The sequence below is a fragment of the Streptomyces sp. NPDC026417 genome, assembly GCF_055567695.1.
Genome location: NZ_JBVHPY010000011.1, coordinates 67,111 through 89,929, shown reverse-complemented (window position 1 = coordinate 89,929; position 22,819 = coordinate 67,111). Strand labels below are relative to the sequence as shown.

The following is a 22,819-nucleotide window of genomic DNA, read 5'->3' as shown; positions in this document are numbered from 1 at the left end:
GATTTGCTCGCGAAGTTTTTCGGCGACCTTGTCCCTGCCTGTCGGGTGGCGCGATCGCCGGCCGGGCCCCCCCCAAACACCACGATGGGGCGGCGCCCGGAATTCCGGGCGCCGCCCCATTGGCGTACTGCTCAGTTGCCGCGCCGTCCCGTGGCGCAGGCGGAACTACTTACCCTTGGCGGCTTCCTTGAGCTTGCTGCCCGCGGAGACCTTCACGCTGTAACCGGCGGGGATCTGGATCGGGTCGCCGGTCTGCGGGTTGCGCGCGGTGCGAGCGGCACGGTGGGTGCGCTCGAAGGTCAGGAAGCCGGGGATGGTGACCTTCTCGTCGCCCTTGGCGACGATCTCGCCGACGGTCTCGGCGAACGCGGCCAGAACGGCGTCGGCGTCCTTGCGGGTCACCTCGGCACGGTCGGCCAGCGCGGCCACCAGCTCACTGCGGTTCATGTTGTTACTCCCGTGTTCTTCTTGCCGTTGAGGCGTGCCACGCGGCGGAGCCGCATGTTTGATGCGGCGTAGCCGATGCTGCCAGGGTCCTCGGTCGGTCCCCGGACCCGGGTCCGTAGCCAGACCCTCGCGCCCGAAGACGCATCCTGCCCCCACCTGCGGCGGGAAAGCCAATCCGGCACCCCTGGGAGTCACACGAACACCCTTGGGAGTCACACGAAGAGCGCCACTGCCTCGGAGTGGTGACGCTCCGTCTGCTCCCGGCAGCGGACCGCAGGGCCTGGGGAGGCCTGTGCCTGGCCGCCACCCTAAAGGCGGCCGGAGGTCGGGCGTTCCGCGACGCGCCGGGCCTCAAGCGGTCGTGGTACCCGTCACAGGCCCTCTCACACGGACCTGTTGCCCCGAAACGAGCGGTTCAGGCACTCGTGTTGTCCGTCACGGTCACCCCGGCCGCCTTCGCGGCGTTGCGCACCGCACCGGCGACGGCGCCCGCGACCTTGTCGTTGAAGACGCTCGGGATGATGTAGTTCGGGTTGAGCTCGTCCTCCGTCACCACGTCCGCCAGGGCCGTCGCGGCGGCCAGCATCATCTCCGTGTTGACGGTGCGCGACTGGGCGTCCAGGAGGCCGCGGAAGACGCCCGGGAACACCAGGACGTTGTTGATCTGGTTGGGGAAGTCGGAGCGGCCGGTGGCCACAACTGCCGCCGTCAGACGGGCGATTGCCGGGTCCACCTCGGGGTCGGGGTTCGCGAGCGCGAACACGATGGCGTCCTCGGCCATGGCGGCCACGTCGTCGCCGTCCAGGACGTTCGGGGCGGAGACGCCGATGAAGACGTCGGCGCCGCGGACGGCCTCCTTGAGCGAGCCCGTGAGGCCCTCGGGGTTGGTGTTGTCGGCGATCCAGCGCAGCGGCGAGTCGGCGTCGGCGTCCACCAGGTCCGTGCGGTCCGCGTGCACGACGCCGTGGATGTCGGCGACGACGGCGTTCTTGACGCCCGCGGCGAGCAGCAGCTTGAGGATGGCGGTGCCGGCCGCACCGGCGCCGGACATGACCACGCGGATGTCGCCGATCGCCTTGCCGGCCACCCGAAGGGCGTTCGTCAGGGCGGCGAGGACGACGATGGCCGTGCCGTGCTGGTCGTCGTGGAAGACGGGGATGTCCAGGGCCTCGCGCAGCCGGGCCTCGATCTCGAAGCAGCGGGGCGCCGAGATGTCCTCGAGGTTGATGCCCGCGAAGCCGGGGGCGATGGCCTTGACGATCTCGACGATGGCGTCCGTGTCCTGGGTGTCCAGGCACAGCGGCCAGGCGTCGATGCCGGCGAACCGCTTGAAGAGGGCCGCCTTGCCCTCCATGACCGGCAGGGCGGCCTTGGGGCCGATGTTGCCGAGGCCCAGTACGGCCGAGCCGTCCGTCACGACCGCAACGGAGTTGCGCTTGATGGTGAGGCGGCGGGCGTCCTCGGGGTTCTCGGCGATCGCCATGCACACGCGGGCCACACCCGGCGTGTAGATCATCGAGAGGTCGTCGCGGTTGCGGATCGGGTGCTTGGACTGCATCTCGATCTTGCCGCCGAGGTGCATGAGGAACGTACGGTCGGAGACCTTGCCGAGGGTGACGCCCTCGATGGCGCGCAGCTGCTCGACGATCTCGTCGGCGTGAGCGGTCGAGGTGGCCGCGATGGTGACGTCGATGCGGAGTTTGTCGTGCCCGGACGCCGTGACGTCGAGGCCGGTCACCGAGCCTCCGTGGGACTCGACGGCTCCGGTGAGCTGGGAGACCGCCGTTCCGCTGGCGGGCACCTCCAGCCGGGCCGTCATCGAGTAGGAGACGCTGGGCGCCGTTGCCATGGCCGACTTCCTCTGCTTTCACCGTGTTCGCTGCGTACGCCGCGGGGAGCGCTGGGGCCCGCCGGCGGCGTCGTCCGATCGTCGCACCTACCGCGGAGTACGTGGTAGCCACCCCGGGTTGCGAACGTTTTGTTCGCAACGACCGGACTCTTTCGGAAAACTACTTCCACCATACGAGAAGTGATCGGTCCGGGGAAGAGGGGAAGAGCGGAGCGGAACGCGAGGCGGCGGGACAGCGGAGAGGCCCACGTCACCAGGTGACGTGGGCCTCTCGACGGTCAATGACACCGACCCGCCATGCTCGCCTCGCGGCAAGTGGTCGCTCGTAGCGACGAAGGTTGGGCCCGGGGGCTTGGATCGGGCCGGTGCCACGTCCAAGGTAACAAACGATCCCCGCAAGGCAATTCCCGTCCCGAAAGTTCATTTCCGGGTCACCGGGTCGGCGGCACCCGGAAAGCCCCTCAGTCCCTCAGCAGATCGGGCACCCCCAGGGCGTCCGGCTCGTCCCGGTCCGCCGAGACGATCGTGAGCTGCTGGGTCGCCCGGGTCAGGGCGACGTACAGGACACGCAGGCCGGCGGGCGACTCGTCGGCGATCTCCGCGGGCGACACCACGATGCTGGCGTCGTACTCCAGTCCCTTCGCCTCCAGGCTGCCGAGGGCCACCACGCGGTCGCCCAGCCCGGCGAGCCAGCGGGCGGCCTCCTCCCGCCGGTTCATGGCCACCACCACACCGACCGTGCCGTCGACGCGGTCGAGCAGCCGCTCGGCCTCCGCCCGCACGCTCCGGGCGAGCGACTCCCCCGCCACGGCGTAGCGCGGCTCGACCCCCGTGGACCGTACGGCCGACGGGGACTGCGAGCCGGGCATGGCGAGCGCGAGGACCTTGGCGGCCAGCTCGGCGATCTCCGCGGGGTTGCGGTAGTTCACCGTCAGCGTGAAACGGCGCCGGGGGCGGGACCCCAGGGCCTCGTCACGGGCCTCCGCGGCCTCCTCGGGGTCCGACCACGACGACTGGGCGGGGTCGCCGACCACCGTCCACGTGGCGTGCCTGCCCCGGCGCCCGACCATGCGCCACTGCATGGGCGTGAGGTCCTGCGCCTCGTCGACGATCACGTGCGCGTACTCGGTCCGCTCCTGGGCGAGCCGCTCGGCCCGCTCGCGCTGCGTCTCCTCGCGCCCCGGCATCAGCTCCTCCAGGCCGGTGAGCTGGTCCAGCGGATCGAACTCGCGTCTCTTCCTGGGCCGGGCGGGCGTCCCGAGGATCGCCTGGAGCTCGTCCAGCATGGCCACGTCGTGCACCGAGAGCCCGTCCCGTCTGAGCGAGCGCGCCACCTTGCGCACCTCGCCGGGGTTGAGGATCCGGCGCGCCCACCGGCCGAGCCGCCGCTCGTCGGCCATGGCGGCGAGCACGCCCCGCGGGGTCAGCTCGGGCCACCAGGCGTCCAGGAACTCGATGAAGCCGTCCTCGGACGTGACGTCCTCGTCGAACGAGGACCGCAGCTCCGCCGCCAGCTCGGGGTCCGTGTGCCGGGTGCCCGCACCGGACCGGGACCACAGGGCGTCCAGGAGCAGCTTGCGCGCCCGCGGCCGCAGCAGGTTCACGGGCGCGGTCCCGCTCAGCGCGTTCTGCCGGATCCGGTCCAGCTCGTCGGCCTCCAGCTCGATCCGCCGGCCGAAGGCGACGACCCGCAGCCGGGCGGGCGGCCCTGCGGACGCCGGCGACCGGTCGGTGTCCTCACCGAGGGCGAGCTGCTCACCGCCCCGGGGCCGCCCCGAGCCGCCCGGCGGGCGCCCGGTGCCCTCCGGCGCCTCCAGGGCGCCCCTGGCCGCCTTCCTGAGCACCTTCAGCATGCGGTGCGAGCCCTTGGCGCGGGCCACCGCCGGGGAGTCGTACAGGGTGGCCTCGGCGCCGTCGACCAGGGAGCCGATGGCGCGGATGGCGACCTGGCCCTCCTCGCCGAGGGAGGGCAGCACGCCCTCCGTGTACGCGACCAGCAGCGGGGTCGGGGAGACGATCAGGATGCCGCCGGCGTATCTGCGGCGGTCCTGGTACAGGAGATAGGCGGCGCGGTGCAGGGCCACCGCCGTCTTGCCGGTGCCCGGGCCGCCCTCGACGTAGGTCACCGAGGCGGCGGGCGCCCGGATCACCAGGTCCTGCTCCGCCTGGATCGACGCCACGATGTCGCGCATGGTGTGGCTGCGGGCCTGGCCCAGGGCGGCCATCAGGGCGCCGTCGCCGATCACCGCGAGTTCCCGGCCGTCCAGGGTGGCCGTCAGCTCCGGACGCATCAGGTCGTCCTCGACGCCGAGCACCCTGCGGCCCTTGGAGCGGATGACCCGGCGGCGCACCACCCGGCCGGGCTCGACCGGGGTGGACCGGTAGAACGGTGCCGCCGCGGGGGCGCGCCAGTCGATGACCAGCGGCGCGTAGTCGGCGTCCAGGACTCCGATACGGCCGATGTGGAGCGTCTCCGCGATCTCCGCGGTGTTGTCCTCGCGGACGGCGCCCTCGGCCGGGTCCACCGCCGTGTACGCGCCGTCCGGGCCCTTCTTGCCGTCCTTGCCGAGGAGCAGGTCGATCCGGCCGAAGAGGAAGTCCTCGAACTCGTTGTTCAGTCGATTGAGATGGATTCCCGCGCGGAACACCTGGGCGTCGCGCTCCGCGAGCGCCCCCGGCGTGCCGACCTGGCCGCGCTGGGCGGCGTCGTTCATGAGGAACTCGGCCTCGTGGATCTTCTCCTCGAGGCGCTGGTACACCCGGTCCAGGTGTTCCTGTTCGACGCCGATCTCCCGGTCGCGTACGGAATCTCCGGCCGAGTCGAGCGCGGCGGAACCCTCGACCGGACCGAGCGCGGCCTGCTGTTGAACCTGAGCGGCCACCGGGCCCCCTTCTGACGTGCTGGGCAGCCGTCAACCGTACGCGAAGGGGGGCCCGGGAGGCTACGTGTGCGCTCCCGGTTCGCTCACGCGTCCACCTCCACGAGCCGCTTCCCGTCGAAGGTCATGACCTCGAAGTGGTCGATCTCGTTCGGGGTGAAGGCCGCGCCGCCGTGCACGTAGAGGGGCTGCTTGGCCTGCTCCGTCTTGGCGTTCTCGATGCCGTAGCCCCACTTCGGGACCGCCCAGGAGGTCACCGTCTCGCGCTCGCCGTTCTTGCCGACGGCGATGAGGGAGCACTTGAGCGGGCCCTTGACGTTCTTCAGCTCCAGCACCGCGTGGGTGCCCCAGGGCTTCGGTTCCGTCGCGACCACGGCGTTGACCTTGGTGCCCGGGTCGGTGGCCCGGACCTTGTCGTTCATGACGTCGAAGGCCGCCTTGGCAGGGCTGGTGGGGTGCGGCATCCCGGCCTCGTTGCCCGTGGAGCCGCTCCCACCGCTGACCGCCATCACGGTCAGCGGACCGCCGACGATCAGCGCGGCCGCGGCCGCCACCAGGTACATCCCGCGCCGGCGCTTGCGGGCACGGCGCTCCGCGACCTCGTCGACCAGCCGCTCCGCGAGCCGTGGGCTCGGGCGGGCGGACAGCGACTCGCCGATGGACGGCGTGCCCTGGGATCCGGGCAGGTCCGCGAGGGCCGCCAGCATCGGTTCCATCCCGGCCAGCTCGTCCAGCTGCTGGGCGCACCACTCGCAGGTGGCGAGGTGCGCCTCGAAGGCGGTCGCCTCGGCGTCGTCGAGAATGCCCAGCGCGTAGGCGCCGACGGTCTCGTGCTCATTCGGGCCCTGTGATCCCTGCATGGATCCAGGACTACCCGTTCCGAATCCCCCGTAAATGCTCATGCCGTCACCCCCCGCTCCTCCAGTGCAAGCTTCATCGACCGCAGTGCGTAGAACACTCTCGAGCGCACCGTGCCGCTGGGGATGCCGAGCGTCTCGGCCGCCTCGTTGACCGTACGCCCTTTGAAGTACGTCTCGACCAGGACCTCCCGGTGAGCAGGGGTCAGGTCGTCCAGCGCGTCAGACAGTGTCATCAGCCACAACGCCTTGTCGATCTCGTCCTCCGCGGGGATGACCTCCAGCGGCGACGGGTCGACCTCCTGCGGCCGGGCCTGCCGGCTGCGGTGGCCGTCGATGACGATGCGCCGGGCGACCGTCACCAGCCAGGGGCGTACCGAACCGGTCGCTCGATTGAGCTGACCGGCGTTCTTCCAGGCACGGATGAGCGTCTCCTGCACGACGTCCTCGGCCCGCTGCCGGTCTCCGGCGACCAGCCTGAGCACGTAGGCGAGCAGAGGTCCGGCGTGTTCTCGGTACAGCGCCCGCATCAGCTCCTCGTCAGGTTCCGAGGGCTGGGACGCACGATGTCGTGCCCTTGGCGGGCGTTCATCAGCCACGGCGGAATCCTTGCGCACGCCTACCTCCGGTGTCCCCGATTCGACCGGGGTCCCCCAGTCGGTCGCTCACCACCGGGTACGGACGCGGACGCGCCCGTGTTCAAAGTGGTCGCACATATTTCTTGGGCGAGTTGGGGCAGGAGTCAAGTTCACGCTCGCGCGAGCGCCGCCCGGCGCCGGTGGCGGGCCACTCTTTCCCGGTTGCCGCACACCTCGCTGGAGCACCACCGGCGCCGCCGCCCCCGCGAGGTGTCCAGGTACACCAGGGGGCAGTTGTCGCCCTCGCAGCGGCGGAGACCGGCCCGCGCGACGGGGTCGGTGAGCAGCTCCAGCGCGTCGCGGGCCACCGCCGCGAGCAGGCCTGCGGGGAGCAGCGGGCCGTTGATCCGGCGCAGCAGCGTCCCGTCCTCGGTGCGCACGGCGCGCGGTGCGGGCGGCGCGGGTTCGGCGAGCGCGTTGACCCGGGCGAGGGCCGTCTCGGCGGGGCGTCCGTCGAGTTCGCCGTCGACCAACCGCTCGATGTGGGCGCGCAGTTCGTGGCAGGCGGCGAGCCAGGAGTCGTCGACCGACGCCAGCGGCGTCCCCGCCGGCACCAGGCCCGAGCCGGCGATCCAGGACCGCAACCGCTCGGCCGAGCAGAGCCGTTCCTCGGGATGGGTGGTCGCCACCAGGTCCAGGCAGATCCGCCCGGAGTCGAACCGCATCTCGTACGAGGCCGTGGCCGTACCCGATGCCATGTGCCTGTCACCGCCTTGGGTTACCGCCGCGAGGGGTCGGTGCGGGGTCCGTACCCCTACAGTGCCCCTCCCCGGCCGTGGCGGGAACCCCCTCGCTGGACGTCCGCTTATGCGCCCGCGCGCCTGGGCCATGTCCGCCGCGGCGGCGGGCCGGTTGACTGGGCGGCATGACATCGAACAGCAAGGGGCGGCGCACGGCCGCCGGGGGTGTGCTGGGAGCGGCCACCATCGCGTCGGGCCTGCTCGCCGGGGTGTTCTACGTGTTCGCGTGTGCCGTCATGCCGGCGCTCGCCCGCAGCGACGACCGCGTCTACGTCGAGGTGATGCAGCACATCAACGAGGTGATCCAGAACCCGGTGTTCTTCCTGAGTTTCCTCGGCGCGCCGCTGCTCACCGCGGTCGCCCTCTGGCAGGCGCGCGGCGAGCCCGCGCTCCGCCGCTGGACGGGCGCCGCACTGATCGCCTGCGTCCTCGCCTTCCTCTGCACCGTCGTGGTGAACGTCCCGCTCAACGACGGCCTCGCACACGCCGGCGACCCCGGCAGGATCGCCGATCCGGCCGCCGTGCGCGAGGAGTTCGAGGACACCTGGGTGGCCTGGAACGTCGTACGGGCCGTGCTGTGCACCGTCGCCCTGGGCTGCCTCGCCCGCGCGCTCGTCGCGTTCGGGCGGGCCGGCCGGCCTCAGGAGTCGGCGTACTTGGCGTCCGCGGCCGGGTCGAGGGCCAGCCGGTAGCCGCGCTTGACCACCGTCTGGATCAGCTTGGGCGCGCCCAACGCGGTGCGCAGCCGGGCCATCGCCGTCTCCACGGCGTGTTCGTCCCGGCCCGCGCCGGGCAGGGCCCGCAGCAGCTCGGCCCGCGCGACCACCCAGCCCGGCCGCCGGGACAGGGCCCGCAGCAGGGACATCCCGGCCGGCGGCACCGGGCGCAGTTCCTCGTCGACCAGCACCGCGTGCCCCCGGATCTCCACCCGATGCCCCGCGATCGGCAACGTGCGGGCCCGTGCGGGCAGTTCCTGGCACAGCAGCTGGACGAGCGGCCCGAGCCGGAAGCGCTCGGGCTGGACGGTGTCGATGCCGTGGGCCTGCAACGGCAGCGCGGTGACCGGGCCCACGCAGGCGGGCACCACGTCGTGGTGGAGGGCCGCGAGCAGCTCGGGCAGCAGGCCGCGGTCCTCGGCGCGCGAGAGCAGGGAGGCGGCGGCGGGCGCGCTCGTGAACGTGAGCGCGTCCACGCCACGGGTGACGACCGCGTCGAGCAGCCGGTCCACCGGCCCGATGTCCTCCGGCGGCATCCACCGGTACACGGGGACGCCCACGACCTCGGCGCCGGCCTCCCGCAGCGACTCCACGAACCCGGGCAGCGGCTCGCCGTGCAGCTGGATGGCGATACGGCGGCCCTCCACCCCCTCGTCCAGCAGCCGGTCGAGCACCTCCGCCATGGACTCGGAGGACGGTGACCAGGCCTCGGTCAGTCCCTGGGCGCGGATCGCGCCCTTGACCTTGGGTCCGCGCGCGAGCAGCTCGACCCCGCGCAGCCGCGCCAGCAGTTCCTCGCCGAGCCCCCAGCCGTCGGCGGCCTCGACCCACCCCCGGAATCCGATGGCGGTGGTGGCGACCACGACGTCCGGTGCCTCGTCGATCAGCTCCTTGGTGGCGGTGAGCAGCTCGCTGTCGTCGGCGAGCGGCACGATGCGCAGGGCGGGCGCGTGCACCACGAAGGCACCGCGCCGCTGCAGCAGGGCCCCGAGTTCGTCGGCCCGACGCGCGGCCGTCACGCCCACGGTGAACCCGGCGAGGGGTCCGTGGTCTGGTCGCTGCTGTTCGTCGTACATGGCGTTCGTCCCGGCTCTCGTCGTGCGCTCGAGTCGTCGTGCGGTTGCGGCTGGCCCGAGCCTGTCAACGCCCCGTGACAGGCTCGGATCAGCCGCATGTCGCGCGTGTAACGTCACACTTCCGCGTAGCTGAGCTGCGCGTTCGTCTCCGTGGCCGCGGTGGTGGAGCTCCCGGTGGCCGCCGGACGTCGAAGGTATACGGCCCAGGTGACCGCGAAGCAGACCCCGTAGAAGGCCAGGAAGGAGACGAAGGCGCCCGTCCCGGAGCCGTAGGAGAGGAAGGACTGGCGGAAGGCGAGGTTGATGCCGACGCCGCCGAGCGCGCCCACCGCGCCGATCAGTCCCATGGAGGCCCCGGACAGTCGCCGGCCGTACCCGGCGGCCGCCTCACCGGTGAGGCCCTTGGCGAGGGCCTTGTTCTGGAAGATCCCCGGGATCATCTTGTAGGTCGACCCGTTGCCGAGGCCGCTGAGCACGAACAGGGCGATGAAGGCCACGGTGAACAGCGGCAGCGACTTCTGCATCGAGGCGACGATGATGACGGAGGTGGCCGCGGCCATGGCGACGAAGTTCCACAGCGTGATCTTCGAGCCGCCGTAGCGGTCGGCGAGCCAGCCGCCGACCGGCCGGATCAGCGAGCCGAGCAGCGGGCCGATGAAGGTGACGTAGGCGGCCTCCAGCGGGGTGCGCCCGAACTGGTTCTGCAGCACCTGGCCGAACGCGAAGCTGTAGCCGATGAACGACCCGAACGTCCCGATGTAGAGGAACGCCATGATCCAGGTGTGCCCGTCCCTCGCGGCGTCCTTGGCGGCGCCGGTGTCGTTCTTCACGGACGAGATGTTGTCCATGTAGCCGGCGGCGAGCACGGCGGCCACGACGATGAGCGGGATGTAGATGCCGAGGAGCACCCGCGGTCCGCCGCTCGCGCCGATGATCGCGAGCGCCGCGAGCTGGATCACCGGGACGCCGATGTTGCCGCCGCCCGCGTTGAGGCCGAGCGCCCAGCCCTTCTTCCGGAGCGGGAAGAACGCGTTGATGTTGGTCATGCTGGAGGCGAAGTTGCCGCCGCCGATGCCGGCGAGGAGGCCGACCAGCAGGAAGGTGGAGAAGGAGGTCCCCGGCTCCATCACGGTGAACGCGGCGATCGTGGGGACGAGCAGCAGGCTCGCCGAGACGATCGTCCAGTTCCGCCCGCCGAAGATCGCCACCGCGAAGGTGTACGGCACCCGCACGACGGCTCCGACCAGCGTCACCACCGACGTGAGCAGGAACTTGTCGGCGGGGGTCAGGCCGTACTCCGGCCCCATGAACAGCACCAGCACGGACCACATGGTCCAGACCGAGAACCCGATGTGCTCGGACAGCACGGAGAAGACCAGGTTCCGCCGGGCGACCTTCTCACCCGTCTCTTTCCAGAAGGTCTCGTCCTCGGGGTCCCACTCGTCGATCCAGCGGCCTCCCCTGCTCTGTGCGGGGGCTGTGCTCGGGGCTGTCATGACGCCTCCACGGTTCTCCGGTGCTCAGGTGTCGTACTGGTGACGACTCCTGAAGGTAGGGAGGGCGCGTTTCCGGCCTGTGCCTGTGGGTGACCGGAAGGGAACGTTGCTCTCACGCGCGTCCGGAGGTCGCGGTGAGGCCCGGTGACCTGCGCCGGCGGCCCCGCCGGGCGAGTGACGTACGACACGGCCCGGGCCGCCGCGGTGCGGCGTGCCCGGGCCCCCGGCCGTTCCGTGCTCCGGCGGTCAGCTCCGATGGGTCCCCGCGCCCTTGCGCCGGGAACCGTCCGGCCAGAGCCGGGGCGTGCGTGTGGCCGCCAGGTCCTCCATCCATCCGAAGCACACGATGCAGCCGCCGACCAGCAGCCAGGTGAGGGCGAGCACCGGCCACGGGCTCTCCAGCAGCCAGGCGAAATGGCGCCACATCACGTCGACGCCCCAGAGCCGGTCCCACAGGGTGGCGGCGACGAGGATGCACATGTTGTGCCAGAGGTAGATCGTCACCGCGCGGGAGTTGAACAGGGTGATCAGCCGGTCCCAGCGGCGCAGCAGGCGGGGCCATGCGGACCACGAGGGGCTGAAGTGCAGCAGCAAAAGCACCGTGGCGAACGACCAGAGGGCCTGGCCGACGGGGATGTCGTCGAGGTCGTGGCCCTCGGTGAGGTTGTGTCTCGTCGCGTACCAGAGGCCGAGGCAGGCGACCGCCGGCGCCACCGACGGGACGACATAGCGCGGGATGCGCCGCAGGACGCCCTCCTGGTGGGCCATGCCCAGGATCCAGCAGGCGCCGAAGGTGCTGAAGTCCGTGAGCGTGGAGGGGATCCGCTCCCCCGGGATGGTGACGTACCCGAGGTCGAGGGCGAGGGCCAGGGCGACCGGGGACAGGATCGTCGCCCACGGCAGCGCGCGCAGCGCCCGCAGCAGGAAGGGCGACAGCAGGACGAACCAGATGTAGGCCCGCAGGTACCACAGGGGTCCCGCGAACTCGGTCGCCCAGTCCTCGCCGATGAAGCCGTGCCACCCGGGCAGCCCTTCCGGGTACGGCGGATCGCTGAGCGGGAGGATCCAGAAGCCCAGGTGCAGCCACCACCAGCCGGGGTGGCCCTCGGCGTCCGGGCCCCAGCCCTGGAGGACCATGCCGGAGACTCCGACCACGCCGAGCAGCCACAGCGGCGGCAGCAGCCGGCGCAGCCGTCCCTTGACGACCTGGAGCGCGGGGCGCTTCAGCGAGCGGGCCATGAGGCTTCCGGCGAGCGCGAACATCACGCCCATGGACGGGAACACCAGCGGCAGCCAGGCCCATCCCAGCAGGTGGTAGAAGACGACCCGGAACAGCGCGACGGCGCGCAGCAGGTCGAAGTAGCGGTCCCGGCCGGGCGCCGGGCGCGGGGCCGGCGGTTCGCTCCCGGGCGGCTCGGCCGGTCCCGTCCCCGGCGCGGCGGCCGGTGGCGGGACGGTGACCGTGGAGAGGGGTGTCTCGGGGGCCGGCCGGGTTCCGGGTACCGGCGGCGCCCCGAATCCGGGGTGCGCGTCGGGTCCGGGGAGCGCGCCCGTGCGGGCGGCGTCCTGCGAGGAGGTGCTCATGCGACCGGCCTCCCGTCCAGTGCGGGCTGCCGTTCCTCGGGCAGCGCGTCGGGAAGGCGCACGTCGCCCGTGCGCCTGAGCTTCTGCCAGCGCAGCCGGCCGCCGGTGAGCGCGGTGATCCAGGACTGCAGCAGCACCACGTACATGAGCTGGCGGTAGAGGATCTGCTGCAGGGGCAGTGAGACGAGGGGGCTCATGTTCTCCCGGTCGAGAGCGAAGGCGTAGGCCGCGCAGACCCCTTGGACCCCGGCGACGGCGAGCCAGGCGAGGATCGTCTTCTCGGTCGGCCCGAACACCACTCCGTACAGGAGGAAGACGTCGATCAGAGGGGCCAGGAGCGGCGCCACGACCATGAACAGCGAGACCAGCGGCAGGCCGATGCGCCCGAACCGGCCCGAGGGGCCCCGCTCGACGATCGCCCGGCGGTGCTTCCAGATCGCCTGCATGGTGCCGTACGACCAGCGGTAGCGCTGCGACCACAGCTGCTGGACGGAGGCCGGTGCCTCGGTCCAGGCGCGCGCGTTCTCCGCGTACACCACCCGCCAGCCGTCCCGGTGCAGGGCCATCGTGATGTCGGTGTCCTCGGCGAGCGTGTCGTCGCTCATGCCGCCGACGCGCTCCAGGGCGGAACGGCGGAACGCACCGACCGCGCCCGGGATGGTCGGCATGCAGCGCAGGATGTCGTACATGCGGCGGTCGAGGTTGAAGCCCATCACGTACTCGATGTGCTGCCACGCGCCGATCAGGGAGTCGCGGTTGCCGACCTTGGCGTTGCCCGCGACCGCGCCGACCTTCGGGTCCGCGAACGGCTGCACCAGCTCACGGACGGTGGCCGGTTCGAAGACCGTGTCCCCGTCCATCATGACGACGAGGTCGTGACGGGCGTTGGCGAGGCCGCGGTTGAGGGCGGCGGGCTTGCCCGCGTTGTGCTGGCGCACCACCCGCACGTCCGGCAGCCGCAGCCCCTCGACGATCCTGGCCGTGCCGTCGCCGGACCCGTCGTCGACGACGACCACCTCGATGGGGTGCTCGCTCGCCATCAGGGAACGGACGGTGCTCTCGATGCACTTGGCCTCGTTGTACGCGGGGACCAGCACCGACACCGGTTCGGTGACCGGGTCCGGGCCCCACCGGAAGTCGCGCCGGCGGACGCGGCGGGTGTGCAGGCCGGACAGCAGCAGCATGAGACCGAAGCGGACGAAGACCAGGACGCCGATCACCGCCAGTCCCGCCACCAGGACGCCGGTCGTCCGCTCGGAGGCTCCCACGGCGAAGACCCAGGCCCTGCCCTTCCACCGGTCGAGGCCGTGGACGGGGGTGTGGGCGCTGGGCGCGGCCAGCGCCTCGGTCAGGTTGTCGAACCGGTAGCCCCGCTCGCGGAGTTCGGGCAGCAGCGTGCCGAGCGCCTGGACGGTCTGGTGCCGGTCGCCGCCGGAGTCGTGCATGAGGACGATGGCCCCCTTGCCGCCCCGGGGCGTGGACCGGCGGACGATCTCGCCGGCGCCGGGCCTGCGCCAGTCCTCGCTGTCCCTGTTGTTGACGACCGTGATGTAGCCGCGGGTGCCGATGTACTCGGTGACCGGCCAGGACCGGTTGTCCATGGCGTCGGCGAAGGACGAGTACGGAGGCCGGAACAGGGAGGTGCGGATGCCGGCCGCACCGGCGAGCGCGAGCTGGTTCTGGGACAGCTCCCAGTCGATGCGCTTCTTGGACTGGTACGAGAGATCGGGGTGGTTGAAGGTGTGCAGCCCGATCTCGTGACCCTCCCGCACCATGCGTCGGACGAGGTCGGGGTGGCGGGAGGCCATGGTGCCGGTGACGAAGAAGACGGCGTGCGCGTGGTGCTTCCTCAGGACGTCGAGCACCTTGGGCGTCCAGGTGGGGTCCGGGCCGTCGTCGAAGGTGAGGACGATGCGGCGGTCCGGGACGTCGAGGCTGGCGGTGCGGCCGCCGCGGGTGTCGATGACGGGGCCGCCCGCGAGGATCCTCGCGGGGACCTCGTCGGTGGCCGCGGCGGGCCTGACGCGGTGGTCGGCGAGGATCTCGCTGTGCACGAAGCCGCGCAGCATCAGCATCGCCATCAGGGCGACGAGGAGGAGCGAGGGCAGCAGATAGCGCAGGGGCAGACGGCGCCGGCGGGCGCGCGGTGCCGGGGCCCGGCGCCCGGAACGGCCGGTACGGGGGACGGGGACGCGGCGGCCGGCACTCCGTGCGCGGCCCCGGCGTTCGGTGCGCGATGCCATCAGAGGACGTGCTCCCCGGGTGAGGAAAAGGCGCCGGCCACGGTGGTGGTGGTCCGGGAGTCGGTGGTCCCGGTCGTGTCGGACACCGTGGTGGTGCCGGGTCCCTCGCCGGCCGGGGGCTGCGAGGACGACCCGCTCGGCGGGTCGCCGGCCGGGGTGCTCGCGGCGGGCGGACCCGACACGCTCGCCGACGGCTCGGGGGCGGGGGCCTTCGTGCTGGTGCCGGGCTTGGGTCCGGCGGTGCCGGCCGAGGGCTTGGGCCGCGCGGACGCGCCCGGTGCCGTGGCGCTGCCGGAGGGGCGCGAGGCGCGGCCGGTGCCGGGCGAGGACGCGGCGGTCGCGCCGGATGAAGGGGCGGTACCCGGCGTCCGGCCGCCGCCGCCCGGCGGGGCGGCGTCGTCGACGGGCACGGGCGAGGTGTCGACCCGGCCCGCGGGCGGGTCGTCCCGCTGACCGGGCACGGGCAGCCAGGGCGCGTTGGAGTTGCCCGACAGGACGGTGACGCCGATGACGACGGCGTACACCGCGCAGGCGATCCCGACGATCACGCCGAGGCGGCGGAACCTGCGTCCGCGGCGGCCCGACTCGTCGACGAAGACGGGTCCGTCGGAGCCCTCCTGGCCCGCACCTCCCGGGCCGGACGGGCCGCGGCGGCCCGGCCGGTGCCCCACTTCCCGTCCGGCGCCGTCGAGTTGGACCGTCACCTCGTTCGGATCGTGGGTGTGCGTCGGCTCGTCGGTGCGCTCCCAGGACGGTGGGGCCGCCGTGCGGGCCGCCCCACCGCCGAGCACGGCCGTGCCGGGCCCGGGGGACGCGGACGGTTCAGCGGCGGCTGTCTCGGCGGGCACGAGCAGGTCGTCGGGCATCTCGGCGGAAGGCCGCCCGGCGGGGGCGGTCACCGACTCCCCCGCCGACCACGAGGAGGTCCGGGCGGCCTCCGGCCAGGTCACCTGCCCGGGGATGGACACCGGCGGTTCGGCCGGTGGTTCGGGTGCCGCCGGGACGCGGCTTCGGGTCGACGGAATGGCTTGGCGGACACCGACCGGATCCGCAATCCGTTGATCGGGTTGGGTGTTTTTTCGCCAGTTCTTTACGCGCACGTGCATCCCCCAGGGACAGGTTCGAGGCGCGCGCTACGACCCCGGGCACTTCGCACTTTTCGGTACTTGTCGGCCGGACCGGGCCCCCACCCGATCCGAGCGCCCCCTTTTGTCACACTGCGCCCGGGCCACGAATGTAGCGCACACGAGTGACACCCGTTGCGCTAAGTCATCAGAGAGTCACCATGACGAGTGCATCGGTGGCCGGAATCCATCCATCGGCCGGGCGCCGCAACCACTCTTTCTCGCCAGCCAGTTCGAGGGCCGCGCGGCGCAGTGCGTCGAGCCCTGGATGCACCAGCCCCTTTCGCCACACGAGCGACACGGGTGACAGCGGCACGGGATCGACGAGAGGCCGCAGCACCGACTCCGGCATGGCCGGAAAGTCCACCACGGCGAGGACCGGAGTCCGGCTCCGCGCCATGACCCGGCGGAACTCCTCGGCACCGATGGCCACCGGCGCGGGCGGCGCCAGTTCGATCCCGCGCCCCTCGAACAGCCGGGCGGCGAGGTCCGTCCACTCCAGCGTGCGGGGGTTTCCGGCGCCCGCGTACACGGTCTCGCCCGCCAGGGCGGCCAGCGGCACCGCCTCCAGAGCGGCGAGGCGATGGCCGGCGGGCAGAAGGACGGCCATCGGCTCGTACCGCACGGGCTGCTGCTCCAGCCGGGCCCGGACGGCCGGGTCGAGACCGGCGAACCGCCCGAACGACGCGTCCAGCCGGCCGGCGAGCATCTCCTGCGCCGCGCCCGTGAGGCCGCTCTCGAAACGGGCCATCAGCTCGCTCTCCGGGGCGAGTTCACGGGCGCGGTCCAGGACCCGGCCCGAGACCAGTCCCGGCGAGTTGACGTCGACGAGCAGGGGCGCCTCCGGCGCGGGCCGCCGCTCGGACCCGGCGCGACCGAAGACGGACAGCAGGGCGTCCTGCGCCTCGATCACCCGCCGCGCGTACGGCAGCAGCCGGGCGCCGTCGGCCGTCAAGGCCACCTGCCGGGTCGTCCGGACGAACAGCTCCGCGCCGAGCTCGCGCTCCAGCCTGCGGATGTCCCGGCTGAGCGCCTGCTGGGCGACGTAGAGCCGGGAGGCAGCGCGGGTGAAGTGGAGTTCCTCGGCGACGGCCAGGAAGGCGCGCAGCAGGCGGGGGTCGGCGGGCATCCGGCGAACTTACAACCGAGGTGCGTCAATGGCCATCGAGTTAGGTGTTGGACCGCCGCAGGGCCCGCGGGCGACGGTTGGCCCATGCCGCAACCGCCTTGCGAGGGGCCTCCCTCGACCCTCCGCACCGTCGCCGGGGACACCCCGGTCGTCGTCGACCCGGGCCCGCGCCCCGCACCCTCCGCGCCGCCGCCGGCGGCGGACGGCCCGCCGCGGGGGCAGGGTCACTCGCGCAATCCCTACCGCCGTCTCTTCGCCGTACCCGGGACCCGCGCCTTCACCGCGGGGAACCTGATCGCCCGCCTGCCGATGGGCATGTTCAGCGTCAGCGCGGTCATCATGATCGCCGGATCGCGCGGCTCGTACGCGCTCGCCGGTGCCGTCACGGCCACCGGTCTGGCCGCCACCGCGGTGGTCGCCCCGTGGACGGCACGGCTCGTCGACCGGTACGGACAGGCCCGGATCGCGGTACCCGTGACGGTGATCGCCGCGCTCGGCTCGCTCGCGCTGCTGCTGTGCGTACGCCACGACGCCCCGGCCTGGACGCTCTTCGCCTCGTACGCCGCCACCGCGACGACGCCGAACACCGGCGGTATGTCACGCGCCCGCTGGGCCCACCTCCTGCGGGGCGACGCGAAGGCGCTGCACACCGCGAACTCCTTCGAACAGGCCGCGGACGAGCTGTGTTTCATGCTCGGCCCGGTGCTCGCGGCCCTCCTGTGCGGGACCTTGTTCCCCGAGGCCGGCACGCTGGTCGGCGCCGTTCTCCTGGTGAGCGGCGTGCTGCTCTTCGCGGCCCAGCGCGCCACCGAGCCGCCGGTGCAGCGGCTCAAGGACCCGGCCGCCGCCTCCCCGCTGCGAGCGCCCGGCATGGCGGCGCTGCTCGTCGCCTTCCTGGCGGTCGGTGCCGTCTTCGGCTCGATGGAGATCGTCACGATCGCCTTCGCGGACGCGCTGGGACACCGCTCCGCCGCGGGCCCGGTCCTCGCCCTGCAGGCCGCCGGGTCCTGCGCGGCAGGACTGCTGTACGGGGCGGTGGGAGCCGGCGGGCCCGCCCGGCGCCGGTACCCGTGGTGCGTGGCCGCGATGACCGCACTGATGACCCTGCCGCTGCTCGCGGCCTCCCTGGCCGGGTCCCTGGTGCTGCTCGCGGGGGCACTGCTCGTCGCCGGCATGGCCACCGCCCCGACGATGATCACCGGCATGACCCTGGTCCAGGAACGCACGCCCGAGGGGCGGCTGAACGAGGGCATGACGCTCGCCGTGACGGCCCTGCTCGGGGGCATCGCCTGCGGGTCCGCCGCCGGCGGCTGGGTCGTGGAGCGCAGCTCGGCCGCGGCCGGCTTCGCCGTCCCCGTGGCGGCGGCCGCCCTCGCGCTGCTGATATCGACGGCGGGAGCGGCCCGGGGGCGGCACGCCGGCCGGAGCGTCCCGGCCGCGGCGGGCCGCCGCCGGAATCAGCGGCGACGGCCCAACCCCGGCGCCGTAAGCGGGAATTGACACGGTTCGCGGATGTGCTCACGGGGGCGCTTCACGCCTCGGCGGCATCCCCCGAGGACACGTCTTCCCGACAGGGCGCCCGCGCCTCAGCCGAGCCCCCAGGCATGCCCGAGGACGTAGGCGGCGCACAGGTTCACATCGAGGATGTAAGCCCCCGCCGTCCCGCACTGCGCGGCCCCGGTGCCCGGATCGACGGGCTGTCCGTGTCCCATCCCGGTGATGCTGTACGTCTCCACGACCGTCCGGCCGGCGCCGTCCCGGAAGACCTGGTGCGGGTATCCGGCCACCGTGTCGGCGAGGTCCGCGCTCTGGTCGGCGTGGTGGACGTCGGTCCACTGCTTCATCAGGTCGGTCATGTTGACGGGCTTCACGGTGTAGTCGGCGGTGCCCTGGAGCACGGTCAGCACCGGCCGGGGCCCGGTGTACCCGGGCCGCGCCGCACGCACCCGGTCGCCCCACTGCTGCGCGGACTGGGTGGCGCCCACGTACATGCAGACGTACGGCGACCCGGCGGCCTGCGCGCACCCGTACGGCAGCCCCGCCACGACACCGCCCGCGGCGAACTTCTCGGGGTACGCCGCCATCATCACGCTGGTCATCGCGCCACCCGCGGACAGCCCGGTGACGTACACCCGCGAGGCGTCGCCGGAGACGTCGGCGAGCTGCCGGTCGACCATCTGCGCGACGGAGGCCGCCTCGCCCTGGCCGCGCGCGATGTCACCGCTCTGGAACCAGTCGAAGCAGGACGAGGCGTTGTTGGCGGTCTGCTGCTGCGGCAGGACGACGGAGAAGCCCCAGCGGTCGGCGAGCCGGGTCCAGCCGCTGCCGGTGCCGTATCCGGCGGCGTTCTGCGTGCAGCCGTGCAGCGCGACGACGACGGGCCGGCCCGCGGGCAGCCCGTCGGGCACGTACCGGTACATCTTCAGCGCCCCGGGATCGGACCCGAAGCCGGTCACTTCCTGGAGGGCGGCGGCCGAGGCCCTGCCCGGAGCCAGGAGGAGCGAGAGGAGGGCGGCCAGCAGGGCCACCAGGACGACGGGGGGTGATGCGGCTCTGGTCGGTGTCATGGGGAGGGACCGTAGAAGCCTGTACTACTCCCGGATATGGCCCGGGACACCACAACGGGACGGGCCCGCCATGTGTTCCGCCCCGTACGCGCCGGAGCCCGCGCCCCCGGACGGGGCCGGAGGCGCACAGGACGAAGGCCCCGCTGCCTGAGCCGCGGGGCCTTCGTCACTGTGTACACAAACATGGGGTGGTGGAGATGGCGGGAATCGAACCCGCGTCCAACGGTGCAGAATCAGGGCTTCTCCGAGCGCAGTTCGCTGCGATTTTCTCAGCCCCGGAGATCACGCGAACAAGTCTCCGACGGGCTCAGTCACTGTTTGATTTCCCATCGAACCCCGTGACCGGGCCCGATGGTTTAGTTCCCTAGATTATGCCAGGATCCGGGTCGGGAACACTCCCGGGCTGACACCCATTAAGGGTCCTTCACTCACTGCTTATTAGGCAGCGAGGGCGAAGGACTGGGAATCGCTCTTGGTATTGGCGATTATTTGTTGCGACATATGGTTAACGAGATCATTGCCGCTTCCTCGGCTCGCTTCCCCTGCTTCGACAGCCGCTGTCGAAACCGATCATCCCCATGTTGATTTTTCAAAGCCGGACCTTGCGGTCCACGCACCCGCTGTGAGGTGCAGTGCCATCGTACGTGACCAACGCGCCACGATGCCAGCGTATTCCCCGCCGGCGGGGACGCTACTGCGCCCGCTGCTTGCGCTTGGCCGCCGCGATCGCCCGGTCCGACTCGCGCCGGTCCTGCTTCTCCCGCAGCGTCTGCCGCTTGTCGTACTCCTTCTTGCCCCGGGCGAGCGCGATCTCGGCCTTCGCGCGCCCGTCCTTGAAGTACAGGGCGAGGGGCACGATCGTGTGACCCGTCTCCTGGGACTTCGACTCCAGCTTGTCGATCTCCTCGCGGTGCAGCAGCAGCTTGCGCTTGCGGCGCACCGTGTGGTTCGTCCAGGTGCCCTGGCTGTACTCCGGGATGTGGGCGTTGTGCAGCCACGCCTCGTTGCCGTCGATCTGGACGAAGCCGTCGGTGAGCGAGGCCCGGCCCTGACGCAGCGACTTCACCTCGGTGCCGGTGAGCACGAGCCCGGCCTCGTAGGTGTCGATGATCGCGTAGTCGTGCCGCGCCTTCTTGTTCTGCGCGACGATCTTCTTCTTGCCGTCCTTGGGCCGGCCGGACGCGGCCTGGCTGCCCTGCTTCTGCTGGGACTCTTTCGGTACGTACATTCCCTTGGCCATAGTGCTGGCCATTTTCGCACTACAGGGGGGCTGCGCGGGAACCGGATTTCCGCAGCCGCCGCCGACTGCTACGCAGTGTCGCCGAGACCGCTCAGTACGGTCACCGCGCGCTTGACGGCCGCGTCGTCCGCCTCCAGGTCGGGGGTGATCCCCCGCCCGTCGACGGTGCGGCCGGCGGGGGTCCGGTAGTGCCCCACGGTGAGCTCGGCGACCGAACCGTCGGGGAGTCGGCTCGGCATCTGGACCGAGCCCTTCCCGAAGGTCCTGGAGCCCACGACGACCGCCCGGCCGCGGTCCTGAAGGGCGCCGGTGAGGAGTTCCGCGGCGCTCATCGTGCCGCCGTCGACGAGCGTGACCAGGGCCCGGTCCGTGTCGCCACCGGGGTCGGCGTGCAGGGCGCGCTGCTCACCGCGCACGTCGTACGTCGCCACGAGGCCGCCGTCCAGGAAGGCGGAGGCGGCGGTGACCGCCTCGGTGACGAGTCCGCCCGAGTTGCCGCGCAGGTCGAGGACGACCCCGGCCCGCCGGGGCGCGTCGGCGACCGCGGCGCGCACCCGGTCGCCCGAGCCCTTCGTGAAGGCGGCGACCTTGATGACGGTGACGCCGCCGGGGAGCCGGTGCACCGTCACGGAGTCCGTGGACAGGCGGGCCCGGCGCAGCGTCTCGCTCCAGGCGTGCGTGCCGCGCTCCAGACCCACGGAGACCTCGGTGCCCGCGGAGGCGCCCGTGGCGTCCCCGCGCAGCAGCGAGACGACCTCGGTCACCGGACGGCCCTCGACCGCCCGGCCGTCCACGCTGCGCAGCCGGTCCCCCTTGCGGATACCGGCGGTGGCGGCGGGCGAGCCGCTCTGCACGCGGGACACCTCGATACGGCCGTCCCGCTCGCGCCGGGCCCACAGCCCGACGCCGGTGTACTCGCCGTCGAGGGCCTCCTCGAACTCCTCGTACTCGCCCTGGGAGTAGACGGCGCTCCAGCGGTCCCCGCTGCGGCTGACGGCCCGTTCGGCGGCCTCCATCGGGGACTTGCCGTCGGCCATGGCCTCGGCGGCGGCCCGCGTGACGTCCTGGCCCGCCGGGATCGCACGGGAGGAGGAGGGGGTTTTCCGGCCGTGCTCGGGGAGCGATCCGGTCGCGGCACCGGCGGCGAGCACGCCGGCGAAGACCAATGTCAGGGCGGCCCCGCGGCCGATGCGGCGGGGCTGACAGAACAGGTCACGACCTGACATGCCGGTGAGTCTAGGACAACGCACGAGGGCCGTACCGCCGGTTGGCAGTACGGCCCTCTTGGCATGTGTCACACCTTCAGGTACTTGCGCAACGCGAAGAACGCGGCCAGCGCGGGCATCAGCAGGCTCGTCGCGAGGATGAGCGGCAGCTTGGTGAGCACCGCGTCCCAGCCGATGAAGTTGATCAGGTTGAGCTTCTCCGACAGGGCCAGGCCGTGGTCGATGATGAAGTACCGGGCGACCACGAGGAAGCCGCACGCCACACCGCCGCCGATGAGTCCGGCGACCGCGGCCTCCATGATGAACGGCGCCTGGATGTAGAAGCCGGAGGCGCCCACCAGCCGCATGATGCCGGTCTCCCGGCGGCGGCTGAACGCGGAGACGCGCACGGTGTTCACGATCAGCATCAGGGCGACGACCAGCATCATCGCCATCACCGCGCGCGCGGCCCAGTTCATGCCGTTCAGCAGCCCGAAGAGGTTGTCGAGGATGCCCTTCTGGTCCTGCACGGACTGCACGCCCGCCCGGCCGTCGAAGGCGGTCGCGATGACCTGGTACTTCTCCGGGTCCTCCAGCTTGATCCGGTACGACTCCTGCATCTGGTCCGGAGTCAGCGAACTGGCCAGCGGGGAGTCGCCGAACTGCTCCTTGTAGTGCTTGTACGCCTGGTCCGCCGACTCGTACTCGACCTTCTCCACGACGGACATCTTGCTCAGGTCGGTCTTGATCTGCTCCTTCTGCTCCGTGGTGACCGCCCCCTTGGCACAGTTGGGGTCGGACTCCGCGTCGCTCTTGTTGCAGAGGAAGATCGAGACGTTGACCTTGTCGTACCAGTAGCCCTTCATCGTGTTCACCTGGTCGCTCATCAGGAGCGAACCGCCGAACAGGGCGAGCGAGAGGGCGACCGAGACGATGACGGCGAAGGTCATCGTCAGATTGCGACGGAGACCGACACCGATCTCCGACAGAACGAACTGGGCGCGCATGGCGTTCGCTTAAGCCTTTCCG

General features: G+C 72.0%; 18 protein-coding genes and 1 other RNA gene. 2 read left to right on the top strand and 17 right to left on the bottom strand.

Annotated features, from left to right (window positions below; genetic code table 11):
* Positions 1–165: 165 nt before the first annotated feature.
* The 6 genes from ACZ4NT_RS18985 to ACZ4NT_RS18960 all read right to left on the bottom strand — a co-directional run bounded on the left by ACZ4NT_RS18985 (position 166) and on the right by ACZ4NT_RS18960 (position 7,368).
* On the bottom strand, positions 166–447 hold the full coding sequence (locus ACZ4NT_RS18985; protein WP_007382399.1) for an HU family DNA-binding protein: 282 nt from the start codon (positions 445–447) through the stop codon (positions 166–168).
* A gap of 415 nt (positions 448–862) precedes the next feature.
* Positions 863–2,296, bottom strand: a complete 1,434-nt coding sequence (locus tag ACZ4NT_RS18980; RefSeq protein WP_121402642.1) for an NAD-dependent malic enzyme — start codon at positions 2,294–2,296, stop codon at positions 863–865.
* Between the two features lie 461 nt (positions 2,297–2,757).
* Entirely contained in the window at positions 2,758–5,178 is a 2,421-nt protein-coding gene (locus ACZ4NT_RS18975) for a UvrD-helicase domain-containing protein (protein ID WP_183116832.1), read from the bottom strand.
* Positions 5,179–5,261: 83 nt separating this feature from the next.
* Positions 5,262–6,077: a zf-HC2 domain-containing protein gene (locus tag ACZ4NT_RS18970; protein WP_121402639.1), complete on the bottom strand. Its 816-nt coding sequence runs from the start codon at positions 6,075–6,077 to the stop codon at positions 5,262–5,264.
* Complete coding sequence (locus ACZ4NT_RS18965) at positions 6,074–6,649, bottom strand: sigma-70 family RNA polymerase sigma factor (protein ID WP_121402637.1); 576 nt, start codon at positions 6,647–6,649, stop codon at positions 6,074–6,076. The genes ACZ4NT_RS18970 and ACZ4NT_RS18965 overlap by 4 nt, the downstream gene beginning before the upstream one ends.
* Positions 6,650–6,780: 131 nt before the next feature.
* Positions 6,781–7,368, bottom strand: coding sequence for a CGNR zinc finger domain-containing protein (locus ACZ4NT_RS18960; protein WP_467726434.1), 588 nt, complete (start codon positions 7,366–7,368; stop codon positions 6,781–6,783).
* A gap of 167 nt (positions 7,369–7,535) precedes the next feature.
* On the opposite strand from ACZ4NT_RS18960, the gene ACZ4NT_RS18955 reads away from it, so the two are divergent.
* Positions 7,536–8,102 carry an anthrone oxygenase family protein gene (locus tag ACZ4NT_RS18955; RefSeq protein WP_121402633.1) on the top strand — a complete coding sequence of 189 codons (567 nt, stop codon included), beginning with the start codon at positions 7,536–7,538 and terminating at the stop codon, positions 8,100–8,102.
* Here the strand turns inward: ACZ4NT_RS18955 and ACZ4NT_RS18950 are convergent.
* The 6 genes from ACZ4NT_RS18950 to ACZ4NT_RS18925 form a co-directional block, all read right to left on the bottom strand.
* Complete coding sequence (locus tag ACZ4NT_RS18950; protein ID WP_121402630.1) at positions 8,051–9,202, bottom strand: uroporphyrinogen-III synthase; 1,152 nt, start codon at positions 9,200–9,202, stop codon at positions 8,051–8,053. The two genes, ACZ4NT_RS18955 and ACZ4NT_RS18950, sit on opposite strands and share 52 nt — an antisense overlap.
* A 113-nt stretch (positions 9,203–9,315) precedes the next feature.
* Positions 9,316–10,698: a nitrate/nitrite transporter gene (locus ACZ4NT_RS18945; RefSeq protein WP_467726432.1), complete on the bottom strand. Its 1,383-nt coding sequence runs from the start codon at positions 10,696–10,698 to the stop codon at positions 9,316–9,318.
* 246 nt (positions 10,699–10,944) lie between these two features.
* Positions 10,945–12,282: an acyltransferase family protein gene (locus ACZ4NT_RS18940; RefSeq protein ID WP_121402627.1), complete on the bottom strand. Its 1,338-nt coding sequence runs from the start codon at positions 12,280–12,282 to the stop codon at positions 10,945–10,947.
* Complete coding sequence (locus ACZ4NT_RS18935) at positions 12,279–14,525, bottom strand: glycosyltransferase (RefSeq protein ID WP_467726430.1); 2,247 nt, start codon at positions 14,523–14,525, stop codon at positions 12,279–12,281. Before ACZ4NT_RS18935 ends, ACZ4NT_RS18940 begins: the two co-directional genes overlap by 4 nt.
* Positions 14,525–15,475 carry a DNA polymerase III subunit gamma/tau domain-containing protein gene (locus ACZ4NT_RS18930; protein WP_467726428.1) on the bottom strand — a complete coding sequence of 317 codons (951 nt, stop codon included), beginning with the start codon at positions 15,473–15,475 and terminating at the stop codon, positions 14,525–14,527. The genes ACZ4NT_RS18935 and ACZ4NT_RS18930 overlap by 1 nt, the downstream gene beginning before the upstream one ends.
* Positions 15,476–15,797: 322 nt before the next feature.
* Positions 15,798–16,778, bottom strand: coding sequence for a LysR family transcriptional regulator (locus ACZ4NT_RS18925; RefSeq protein ID WP_467726426.1), 981 nt, complete (start codon positions 16,776–16,778; stop codon positions 15,798–15,800).
* 84 nt (positions 16,779–16,862) lie between these two features.
* On the opposite strand from ACZ4NT_RS18925, the gene ACZ4NT_RS18920 reads away from it, so the two are divergent.
* A complete protein-coding gene (locus ACZ4NT_RS18920; protein WP_467726424.1) occupies positions 16,863–18,278 on the top strand; it encodes an MFS transporter in 1,416 nt (471 codons plus the stop codon).
* An 86-nt stretch (positions 18,279–18,364) separates the two neighbouring features.
* Here the strand turns inward: ACZ4NT_RS18920 and ACZ4NT_RS18915 are convergent, their stop codons facing one another.
* The 5 genes from ACZ4NT_RS18915 to ftsX form a co-directional block, all read right to left on the bottom strand.
* Complete coding sequence (locus ACZ4NT_RS18915; RefSeq protein WP_121402618.1) at positions 18,365–19,345, bottom strand: extracellular catalytic domain type 1 short-chain-length polyhydroxyalkanoate depolymerase; 981 nt, start codon at positions 19,343–19,345, stop codon at positions 18,365–18,367.
* 189 nt (positions 19,346–19,534) lie between these two features.
* Positions 19,535–19,923: a transfer-messenger RNA gene (gene ssrA / locus ACZ4NT_RS18910) on the bottom strand.
* A gap of 113 nt (positions 19,924–20,036) precedes the next feature.
* Positions 20,037–20,573 (bottom strand): SsrA-binding protein SmpB, encoded by a 537-nt coding sequence (gene smpB / locus ACZ4NT_RS18905; protein ID WP_183116830.1) that lies wholly within the window; start codon positions 20,571–20,573, stop codon positions 20,037–20,039.
* Positions 20,574–20,653: 80 nt separating this feature from the next.
* Complete coding sequence (locus ACZ4NT_RS18900; RefSeq protein ID WP_121402615.1) at positions 20,654–21,811, bottom strand: S41 family peptidase; 1,158 nt, start codon at positions 21,809–21,811, stop codon at positions 20,654–20,656.
* Between the two features lie 68 nt (positions 21,812–21,879).
* Positions 21,880–22,797, bottom strand: a complete 918-nt coding sequence (ftsX, locus tag ACZ4NT_RS18895) for a permease-like cell division protein FtsX (RefSeq protein ID WP_121402613.1) — start codon at positions 22,795–22,797, stop codon at positions 21,880–21,882.
* Positions 22,798–22,819 lie beyond the last annotated feature (22 nt).

Bases quoted from the DNA above. Each gene is read 5' to 3' on its own strand.
- ACZ4NT_RS18935 (WP_467726430.1), bottom strand. From the start codon at position 14,525: ATGGCATCGCGCACCGAACGCCGGGGCCGCGCACGGAGTGCCGGCCGC.
- ACZ4NT_RS18955 (WP_121402633.1), top strand. From the start codon at position 7,536: ATGACATCGAACAGCAAGGGGCGGCGCACGGCCGCCGGGGGTGTGCTG.
- ftsX (WP_121402613.1), bottom strand. From the start codon at position 22,797: ATGCGCGCCCAGTTCGTTCTGTCGGAGATCGGTGTCGGTCTCCGTCGC.
- ACZ4NT_RS18985 (WP_007382399.1), bottom strand. From the start codon at position 447: ATGAACCGCAGTGAGCTGGTGGCCGCGCTGGCCGACCGTGCCGAGGTG.
- ACZ4NT_RS18940 (WP_121402627.1), bottom strand. From the start codon at position 12,282: ATGAGCACCTCCTCGCAGGACGCCGCCCGCACGGGCGCGCTCCCCGGA.
- ACZ4NT_RS18925 (WP_467726426.1), bottom strand. From the start codon at position 16,778: ATGCCCGCCGACCCCCGCCTGCTGCGCGCCTTCCTGGCCGTCGCCGAG.
- ACZ4NT_RS18960 (WP_467726434.1), bottom strand. From the start codon at position 7,368: ATGGCATCGGGTACGGCCACGGCCTCGTACGAGATGCGGTTCGACTCC.
- ACZ4NT_RS18945 (WP_467726432.1), bottom strand. From the start codon at position 10,698: ATGACAGCCCCGAGCACAGCCCCCGCACAGAGCAGGGGAGGCCGCTGG.
- smpB (WP_183116830.1), bottom strand. From the start codon at position 20,573: ATGTACGTACCGAAAGAGTCCCAGCAGAAGCAGGGCAGCCAGGCCGCG.
- ACZ4NT_RS18915 (WP_121402618.1), bottom strand. From the start codon at position 19,345: ATGACACCGACCAGAGCCGCATCACCCCCCGTCGTCCTGGTGGCCCTG.
- ACZ4NT_RS18980 (WP_121402642.1), bottom strand. From the start codon at position 2,296: ATGGCAACGGCGCCCAGCGTCTCCTACTCGATGACGGCCCGGCTGGAG.
- ACZ4NT_RS18920 (WP_467726424.1), top strand. From the start codon at position 16,863: ATGCCGCAACCGCCTTGCGAGGGGCCTCCCTCGACCCTCCGCACCGTC.
- ACZ4NT_RS18900 (WP_121402615.1), bottom strand. From the start codon at position 21,811: ATGTCAGGTCGTGACCTGTTCTGTCAGCCCCGCCGCATCGGCCGCGGG.
- ACZ4NT_RS18970 (WP_121402639.1), bottom strand. From the start codon at position 6,077: ATGAGCATTTACGGGGGATTCGGAACGGGTAGTCCTGGATCCATGCAG.
- ACZ4NT_RS18950 (WP_121402630.1), bottom strand. From the start codon at position 9,202: ATGTACGACGAACAGCAGCGACCAGACCACGGACCCCTCGCCGGGTTC.